Here is a 9,614-nt window from a genome sequence, read left to right as displayed (position 1 = left end):
TGGCATGTTGGAAGAAGGGTATTTTTTTGTCTTTTTGCCCTTTAAATGCCTCAAAAATTTTTTAATTACCCCCTTGACATTTTACCGTTTGTCTTAAAAAGTAGAAAGAGCCAATCATTTTATGTTTACAATTCCTTTATACACCAGTCCTCTCGTGGTGTCAACAGTGACTGTCATCCCATCCTGAAGTTTTGAAGTAGCTCCTTCACACCCTACAATCACAGGGATCCCCAAGTTAAGCCCAACAATAGCAGCGTGGGAGGTGAGCCCGCCTTCTTCTGTTATTATGGCAGAAGCTTTTTCAATAAGAGGCATAAAATCTCTCTCTGTCTTGGTTGTAACAATTATATCTCCTTCTCTAAACTTGTCTCTGTCCTTGCCAATGTCATGAATTATGCACACAGTGCCAGTAGTAGATTTTGAACCTATACCAATACCTCTTAAAATCACATCTCCAACTATGTGAACTTTGAGCATGTTTGTGGTGCCAGTCATGGCAACAGGTATTCCCGCAGAAATCACCACAATATCTCCATTCCTTATAAGCCCAGCTTTTAACGCACTTTCTATTGCAACATCTATCATTTCGTCTGTGGTTGACACTTCTTTTGTCACTAAAGGATATACTCCCCACACGATGGAAAGCTTTCTTGCCACCTGCTCGCTAGGAGTAGTAGCTATGATAGGAGAGGAAGGCCTATACCTTGAAACCATCCTAGCCGTATAACCTGATTTTGTACAGGTTATGATAGCTGAAGCGCCTATATCTCTCGCAGTCGTGCAGGTAGCATGGCTTATCGCATTAGTAATGGAAACATTTCTCTCTGTACCTACACCTACTATATCTCTGTACTGGACGTAAACCTCTGTCTTTTCCGCAATCCTGGCCATTGTCTCAAAAGCTTCGACAGGATATTTGCCCTGGGCCGTCTCACCTGACAGCATTATGGCATCCGTTCCATCCAAAATAGCATTAGCAACATCCGTAACTTCAGCACGAGTAGGACGCGGATTTCTCATCATGGAATCCAGCATTTGGGTTGCAGTAATAACTGGCTTTCCAGCTTCATTGCACTTCTTTATTATTATCTTCTGCACTATCGGTATTTCCTCCAGAGGTATCTCAACGCCCAAATCTCCTCTGGCCACCATTATCCCGTCAGATACCCTTATTATTTCGTCTATATTTTCTACTCCTTCGCGGTTTTCTATTTTAGCAATTATCTGAATGTGGTCTGCTTTATTGTCCTCAAGAAGCCTCCTTATAGCAAGCACATCTGCTGCTTTCCTGACAAAAGAAGCAGCTATCATGTCAATACCTTTCTTTATGCCAAACTCTATATCTTCTATGTCTTTTTGTGTCAAAGCCGGGAGATTCAATTTCACTCCAGGAACATTTACTCCTTTGTGGTCTCCAAGAAATCCAGAATTCTCAACTACACAGATTATGTCTTCCCCTTTGACATCCACAACCCTTAGTGAGATCAATCCGTCATCAATCAAAATTTGGGTACCTCTTGAAACATCTTGAGGCAAACCTTTGTAGGAAACACTGACTACCGTTTCATCTCCTATTACATCCCTTGTAGTTAATGTAAAAGTCTGGCCTTCCTTTAACTCTACTCCGCCGTTTTTAAACTTTCCCGTTCTAATCTCGGGTCCTTTTGTGTCCAGCAAAATAGCTACAGGAAGACCTAATTCTTCCCTTATCTTTTTTATGTTGTCAATCCTCGCTCCGTGCTCTTCAAAATCTCCATGGGAAAAATTAAGCCTTGCTACATTCATTCCTTTTTCTATTAACTTTCTCAGTATATTGTAGTCCTCACTAGCAGGTCCAATTGTACAGACTATTTTTGTTCTCCTCATAACTTCACTCCTTAAAAAATTTTATATAGAGAGGATTTTGCTGAGTTCGTAAAGCTTTCTGTTAAACTCTTTCTTCATTGAAAGCGCTTCATCTATATCATCGTCAACAATTTGATTGTTTCTTATGCTTATTACTCTCTTCGTCTTGTTCTCCAAAAGAAGCTCCACTGCCCTTGCTCCCATCTGACTTGCCAAAACTCTGTCCATCACAGTGGGAGCTCCCCCTCTTTGAATATGTCCTAATATGGTGTACCTTAAGTCTAACTTGGGAAGCCTTTCTTTTATCATTTTTGCCAGTTCTGGGGCGCTCATTACTCCCTCTGCCAATACGATTATGTGGTGAAGTTTTCCTCTCTTTATTCCATAAGTTATTTTATCACATAATTCATCTATACTCCATTCCACTTCAGGCAAAATTATCATCTCCGCTCCACCAGCCACACCAGCGTAAAGGGCGATGTACCCTGAATTTCTACCCATGACCTCTATTATATTCGCTCTCTCATGGGAAGTTGCTGTATCTCTTATTTTATTTATAGCATCAATCACAGTGTTGCAGGCTGTATCAAATCCAATAGTATAATCTGTACAAGGGATGTCATTGTCAATAGTGCCAGGTATACAAATCGTATTGACATTCCACTCTTCGCTAAGAAGCTGAGCACCTCTGAAGGAACCATCTCCTCCGATTACAACCAATCCTTCAATTCCATGTTTCTGCAAAGTCTCGTATGCCTTTTTTCTCACCTCTTTTTGCTTGAACTCCTCGCAACGAGCAGTCCTTAAGATTGTCCCACCTTTTTGTATAATATCTCCTACTGAAGAAAGCCCCAAATCTATCACTTCATCTTCTACAAGACCTGCAAATCCTCTCATAATACCCTTTACCTTAAGGCCGTAGTAAATTCCTGTCCTCACCACAGCCCTTATAGCTACATTCATGCCAGGAGCATCTCCACCGCTTGTAAGTATTCCAATCGTCTTCATAATGTCCCTCCTTTTTTATCCCACTTGGACATCATATGTCCCTATTTTGTCAAGGAAGCCCTTGCGGGCAAAAAAAATTATAAGCCGTATTCAATAATGATGCTTTGAGCATCCTGAGCTTCTGCTTTGGGAACCAAAACCTCACAGTATGAACCTTTTTTATCTAACTTTTTATTCAGTGGACGCAATTTCACCAAAAAACCTTCTTTAGTTAACACTTCTTTAACTTTTTCTGCCGTCTCCATATCTTGTGCCATGTATACTACCGTCCACATAGAGCTTCCTCCTTAGAGTTTCTAGATAATATTTTAATCTATTTTCTTTCACTTATCAACTTGAAAAATCAGACCACTTTCACATTTTCCTTCCCTACTATGTCCTCTAACTTCTTTATGAGTTCTTTGCTGCCATTAACCCATAAATCTCTCTTTGCAGCAAGAAGTTTGCTGTTTACCTTCAACACTACAGGCATATTGCCCGGGCATTTCTTAAGCACCTCTTTTACCTCTTCTATCTTTGAAGAATCTTCCATGTTTATATACAACTTCTTTACAACGACCTGCGACAAAAGCTTTATGTCATCGCATAAAATCTTTGGCTCCTCCTCTTCTTTTACGCTCACTTTACCTTTTATCAAAACAGCATTGTCTTCCTTTATCAGAGAAGAATATCTCTCATACACAGCAGGGAACACTATCACTTCTACAGTGCCGTACATATCCTCAAGAGTGACAAAAGCCATTATATTGCTATTTCGCGTAAACTTCACCTTTTTAGCCACTATCACTCCTGCTATAGTAACCTCTTGATTGTCTTCCAATTTGGATGTGAACATTTCATCCTCTGGATTTATCTTAAAATCCAATGTAGTGACATTTGTAATCTTCGGTATATCTTCAAGGTATTCTTCTAATGGATGCCCGCTTATATAAAGCCCCAATGTCTCTTTTTCCATTGAGAGAATCCTGTTTTTGGGGTACTCTTCTACATCAGGAAATCTAAAATCAATTTCCTTATGTTCTTCTGACACTTCAAAGAGAGAAATCTGTCCTTCGATCGCACTGCTTTTTGCTTTTTTCACGCTTTCTATAAGCTTATCGTAAGACTGAAGGAGCTGGGACCTTTTTACTCCCAAAGATGCAAAAGCTCCCGCCTTAATGAGGCTTTCTATCGCCTTTTTGTTGAGCTGGCTGTCCTGCATCCTCTCAAAAAAGTCTATTACAGACTTAAATTTTCCCCTCGCCTCTCTTTCCCTTACAATCTCTTCTGTCACATTAATTCCTACATTCTTCACAGCACTCAGCCCAAACCTTATCTTGTCTCCTACCACAGTGAAATAGGAGTCGCTTTCATTGATGTCAGGCGGCAGCACTTTTATCCCCATTTTCTTACATACCTGCACGTAAAAAGCTATCTTGTCCAAATTATCTACAAAGCTATTCAAAAGAGCCGCCATAAACTCCACTGGAAAATATCTCTTCAAATAGGCTGTCTGGTAAGCTATGACTGCGTAAGCTGCAGCGTGAGATTTGTTAAAAGCATAGTTGGCAAACTCTAACATCTGGTCAAAAAGCCTATTTGCTGTCTCCTCATCAAGGCCGTTCCTCAAAGCGCCAGGTACCACTACATTTCCTTCCTCATCCACTATTCCGTAGATAAAGTTCTTCCTTTCTTGTTCCATCACATCCATTTTCTTTTTCGCCATTGCACGCCTTACTAGGTCTGCCCTACCAAGAGAGTAACCCGCCACATCCCTTACAATCTGCATGACCTGTTCCTGATACACCAAAGAGCCGTACGTCACCTCTAATATAGGCTTTAAAATGGGGTGTTCGTACTCTATTTTTTCAGGATTATTTCTGTTGGCAAGGTACTTCGGTATCTGGTCCATAGGACCCGGCCTGTAAAGGGAAATTCCTGCGATTATATCTTCTAGGTTTTTAGGCTTAAGCTCTGTCATAAACTGCCTCATTCCAGGAGATTCAAGCTGGAAAACTCCTTCTGTCTCTCCTTTTGAAATAAGTTCATACACTTTTGGATCATCGTAGTTTAAAGAATCCAAATCTATGATAATCCCTTTGTTTTTCTTTACCATTTCAATTGTATCTCTTATGACAGTGAGAGTCCTCAGCCCCAGAAAATCCATTTTTAAAAGTCCAAGCTTTTCCAAGGTGGTCATTGGAAACTGGGTGACTACAGAATCATCATTTTTCTGCAGCGGCACATAGTTCACAAGAGGCTCCTTTGATATGACCACCCCTGCAGCATGGGTAGAAGCATGCCTGGGGAGTCCTTCTAAGGCTTTTGATATATCTATTAGCTGTTTTACTCTTTCGTCCTTTTCGTACCTCTCCTTAAGCTCAGGATTTAGCTCCAAAGCTCTGTCAATAGTCATGCCTAATTCAAAAGGTATCATCTTGGCTATTTCGTCCACTTCTGCATAAGGGTAGTTAAGAGCTCTACCTACATCCCTTATCACAGCTCTGGCTGCCATAGTACCAAAGGTTATAATCTGAGCCACATTGTCTTTGCCATACTTTCGGACGACGTAGTCTATAACCTCTTGCCTTCTCTCATAGCAAAAATCCGAATCGATGTCAGGCATGCTGACCCTTTCAGGGTTTAAAAACCTCTCAAACAGAAGATTGTACTTTATAGGATCTACATTAGTGATCCCTAGAGTATATGCGACCAAACTTCCGGCAGCAGAACCTCTTCCTGGCCCTGTCATGATTCCATTGTCTTTTGCAAACTTTATAAAGTCCCACACTATTAAAAAATAATCCACATATCCCATCTGCTTTATCACTGAAAGCTCGTACTCTAACCTATCTATGACTTCCTGGCTTGGGCTTTTATACCTCTTATAAAGGCCTTCATAGCATAAATTTCTCAAATACTCGTATGAGTCCACTCCTTCTGGCAAGTCGTATTTAGGCAGCTTAGTCTTATTAAACTCAAACTCAATATTGCACATCTCGGCAATTTTTTCGGTATTTTCAATAGCCTCTTTACAGCATGCAAAAAGCTCTTCCATTTCTTCAGGAGATTTAAGGTAAAACTCATCTGTAGGGAAAAGCATCCTGTCCTCATCTTCAATTGTTTTTCCTGTTTGAATGCACAATAACACCTCATGAGCTCTTGCATCTTTCTTTTCCAAATAGTGGACATCATTTGTAGCAACTAGCGGTATTCCCGTTTCTTTAGACATTCTGACAAGCTCTCTATTCACTTTCTTCTGCTCTAAAATGCCATGGTCTTGAAGTTCTAAATAAAAATTGCCCCTTCCAAAAATGGAATCGTAAAAGAGGGCTACCTCTTTCGCCTTTTCATAATCTCCCCGTAAGATCAAGGAAGGGACCTCACCGGCAAGGCAGGCGCTTAAAGCAATTAATCCTTCACTGTGATTTTTCAGAAATTCTTTGTCCACACGGGGCTTATAGTAAAATCCTTCTAAAGATGCAGCAGTCACTATTTTCATCAAATTTTTATACCCTGTCATATCCTTTGCCAGTAACACCAAATGATAATTTTCATCGTCAATTCCATATTCTCTATCCTGCATTCTCCTCGGTGCTACGTATATCTCACATCCTATGATAGGCTTTATCCCTTGGGCTACAGCTTCCTTATAAAAATCTATTACTCCATACATTGCCCCGTGGTCCGTAATAGCTATTGCTTTCATTCCCAACTCTTTAGTTTTTGCAATCAAATCCTTTATCCTGCAGGACCCATCCAACAAGCTATATTCCGTATGCACGTGAAGATGTACAAACATAGCTCTCACCTAGACCATTTTAATTCTCTTAGAAAGCCTTACAGACATCAATGCCTTTGCAATCTCTTCCTTTTCATGTATTATACCGATTTCCACTTTGCTAAAATTATTGCTCATCTCTATAACCCTAGCAAAAACTTCAATAACGTCTTCTGTCCTCATCGGCTTTATAAAATACACAGAAAAATTATCCAGCACTGCATCATACCTTTTGTTCTGTGTAATAGCAAAAATACCCGTTTCACACATCAACATCATCAAAGCACTGCTGCTTACAGTTCCAAACTGATTAATCATTGTAGAAGGGACTTTTCCTTTAAACTTCACTCCATTCTCTATTTTTTCCATCTCAAAGTCCCTAAAGATGGTATCCTGAATAGCCTCACTTATCTGCGGCTGTTTTGACATGTAATGTAAAGCTTTAATCACATCTTCTCTGCTTATAAGGCCTATAAGTTCTTTGCCCCTTGTCACAGGAAGTATCTCCACATTCCACCATATCATCAAATGGGCAGCATAAGACAGTGTAGTAGTATCTGTCACAAAAACAGGGTTTGGAGTCATTATATCGCCTATCCTATCATCGTCAGAAGCAGTAGCCACATCTCTTGAAGTCACCATCCCTACAAGCATTCCCTTAGAGTCTACCACCGGGAACCGAGTGTGTTTTGTCTCAGCATACAGTCTCTTCCAGTCCCTTACTGTCTGCTGAGGGGTCATATACACAGGATTGTAAGTCATCACGTCACTCACGTACAAAATCTTTTTTCTCGTCATGCTTTCATTTATAGCCTTGTTTATAAGAGTAGCTACAGTAAAAGTATCGTAAGAAGTAGAGATGAGCGGCAATGAAAGCCTGTCGGCTAGTTCTTTTATGTGGGGTAAAGTATCAAATCCCCCTGTTATCATCACAGCCGCTCCAGCTTTCAATGCCGCCTCCTGCGCATCTTCCCTATTACCTATTATTACTAGGTCTCCCGGCGTTATGTATTTTACCATTTCGTCAATAGTCATGGCGCCAATCAAAAACTTTTTAAGTTCCATTTGCATTCCGCCATGACCGCCCAATACTACCCCTTCTACCACATTGGTTATAACTTCATATGTAAGCTTGTCAAACAGGGGTTCTTTTTGTTTCCTCCTTATAGTTCCAACACGAGGAATTGTACTCACTAGCATCAATTTTTCTGCATCTTTTATAGCTTTGTAAGCAGTCCCTTCGCTTATCTTTAAGGTTTGTGCCAGCCCTCTCACTGAAATTTTAGTACCTTCTGGCAGCTTCTTTATGTACTCCAAGACCATTTCATTTTTTGTCATTCCCATCATCCTTTTACACAAAAAAGGTTTCTGAAAAGAAACCTTTTTTGTTTACTCTTCACCGAACTTTGATTCGATGAGGTCAACTAAAGCTTTTATAGCCTCCTCCTCATCGTCTCCCTCAGCACTCAACTTCACTACATTGCCCTGGGAGACCCCTAGAGACATTATTCCCATAATGCTTTTAGCATTTACCTTTTTATTATCTTTTTCTACCCAAATCTGGGAAGAAAATTTACTGGCTGTTTGGACAAATAAAGCCGCAGGTCTTGCATGAAGCCCTGTCTTATTTTTGATTTCAATAGTAACTTCTTTCATTACTGAACTCTCCTCTCTTTTAATTTGTTTGAAATTTCTTCAATTTTCCTAAGCCTGTGGTTCACCCCTGACTTGCCCACAGGAGGAACCAACATTTTGCCTAATTCTTTTAAGCTGAGGTCAGGGTATTTAACCCTCAGCTCTGCTACCTCTCTCAAACTCGGGGGCAAATAATCAAGTCCAACAGTTTTTTTAATGTAATTTATACTTTCTATCTGCCTTAGAGAAGCATTAATAGTCTTTGTCAAATTCGCAGTCTCGCAATTGACTATTCTGTTCACATTATTCCTCATTTCCTTGTAAATCCTCACGTTTTCCAGATTGAGAAGAGCATTGTGAGCCCCCATTATGTTCAAAAGGTCTACAATCTGTTCTCCTTCTTTTAAGTATACTACATAACTATTTTTTCTTGCAATAACCTTGGAATTCAAATTAAAAGAATTAATCAAATTGCTCAAATCCTGCCCGTGTTCAAGGTTGTGAGTCACAAATTCCAAATGATAGGCTTTTTCAGGGTCACTAATTGAACCACCTCCCAAAAAAGCTCCTCTTAAATAAGCTTTTTTCATCTTCACAGTCCTTATAATTTTTCTATCTATTCCATAGTTCAATTTTACATGTCCTCTTTCTCTATTCAATATCTTAGTCTCTTCTAAAATATCTCTCACAGCTTTGGTGTCACTCACAAACAAAATATATGTCAATGCCTTTTTTAAATATTTCCCTCTCCTTACCATTACCTCAGGTGCTACTTTAAAAAGGTCTTTCAAAAGTTTAAAAGTTAAGCGAGCCACTGAAGCATTTTCTGTGCTCAAAGTAAGAGATAGTTTATTATTTCCATAAAATGATACACTTCCTATCATTCTAATTATAACAGCCAACTCTGCAATTTTGCTTTCCCTATCCTCAGGATAAATTCTTGATAATTCGTTTTTTGTATCTGAAGAAAAAGACATAGAGACCACCTCACCGGCTTATCATTATTATACTACATATTTTTGAAAAAAAAACCCCTCCTTAAAAAGGAGGATGGTTTGTTGACAAAGTCCTTATCTTTCAAGTGGTAATTTTGTCAACACTCTACCCTCCTTAAAAAGGAGGAAGCCTTTAAAAAAGAATATTTTCATTATTCTCTCCTTTTTCACGGTATCTCGTATCAAAACCCCTGTAAGCCTTCAACTTCTCATACTCTCCAGCTTCTATCAATTTCTTAATAATTTCTAGCTTACTTGCATCGTAATTTGCGTAAAGTCTTTCATAATCTTTGTAATAATAGTAATCTCTTCCATAGCGGGAGGTATTTTTCATAACATCACCCCTGTTTTCTAAAAAATAGAAGGGAATT

At 39.4% G+C, this 9,614-nt stretch carries 8 protein-coding genes; all 8 read right to left on the bottom strand.

Going from position 1 to position 9,614, the window contains the following annotated elements; translation table 11 throughout:
- Window positions 1-114 precede the first annotated feature (114 nt).
- The 8 genes from pyk to EV203_RS07855 all read right to left on the bottom strand — a co-directional run bounded on the left by pyk (window position 115) and on the right by EV203_RS07855 (window position 9,577).
- Window positions 115-1,866 (bottom strand): pyruvate kinase, encoded by a 1,752-nt coding sequence (gene pyk, locus EV203_RS07890; protein WP_132039926.1) that lies wholly within the window; start codon window positions 1,864-1,866, stop codon window positions 115-117.
- A 21-nt stretch (window positions 1,867-1,887) separates the two neighbouring features.
- Window positions 1,888-2,853 (bottom strand): 6-phosphofructokinase, encoded by a 966-nt coding sequence (pfkA, locus tag EV203_RS07885; protein ID WP_132039924.1) that lies wholly within the window; start codon window positions 2,851-2,853, stop codon window positions 1,888-1,890.
- A 77-nt stretch (window positions 2,854-2,930) separates the two neighbouring features.
- The gene (locus EV203_RS07880) at window positions 2,931-3,128 is read right to left on the bottom strand and encodes a hypothetical protein (RefSeq protein WP_011026005.1); all 198 of its coding nucleotides are present in this window, start codon (window positions 3,126-3,128) and stop codon (window positions 2,931-2,933) included.
- Window positions 3,129-3,196: 68 nt separating this feature from the next.
- Complete coding sequence (locus EV203_RS07875) at window positions 3,197-6,634, bottom strand: DNA polymerase III subunit alpha (protein WP_132039922.1); 3,438 nt, start codon at window positions 6,632-6,634, stop codon at window positions 3,197-3,199.
- 9 nt (window positions 6,635-6,643) lie between these two features.
- Window positions 6,644-7,951, bottom strand: coding sequence for a DRTGG domain-containing protein (locus tag EV203_RS07870; RefSeq protein ID WP_011026007.1), 1,308 nt, complete (start codon window positions 7,949-7,951; stop codon window positions 6,644-6,646).
- A gap of 51 nt (window positions 7,952-8,002) precedes the next feature.
- A complete protein-coding gene (locus EV203_RS07865) occupies window positions 8,003-8,269 on the bottom strand; it encodes an HPr family phosphocarrier protein (protein ID WP_011026008.1) in 267 nt (88 codons plus the stop codon).
- Window positions 8,269-9,225, bottom strand: a complete 957-nt coding sequence (gene whiA, locus EV203_RS07860) for a DNA-binding protein WhiA (RefSeq protein WP_132039920.1) — start codon at window positions 9,223-9,225, stop codon at window positions 8,269-8,271. Before whiA ends, EV203_RS07865 begins: the two co-directional genes overlap by 1 nt.
- 151 nt (window positions 9,226-9,376) lie before the next feature.
- Entirely contained in the window at window positions 9,377-9,577 is a 201-nt protein-coding gene (locus EV203_RS07855) for a hypothetical protein (protein ID WP_011026010.1), read from the bottom strand.
- Window positions 9,578-9,614: the final 37 nt, after the last annotated feature.

The sequence above is a fragment of the Caldanaerobacter subterraneus genome (genome assembly GCF_004345675.1).
GTDB classification, from domain to species: Bacteria; Bacillota; Thermoanaerobacteria; order Thermoanaerobacterales; family Thermoanaerobacteraceae; genus Thermoanaerobacter; species Thermoanaerobacter subterraneus.
This window is presented reverse-complemented; position numbering and strand designations above follow the sequence as displayed.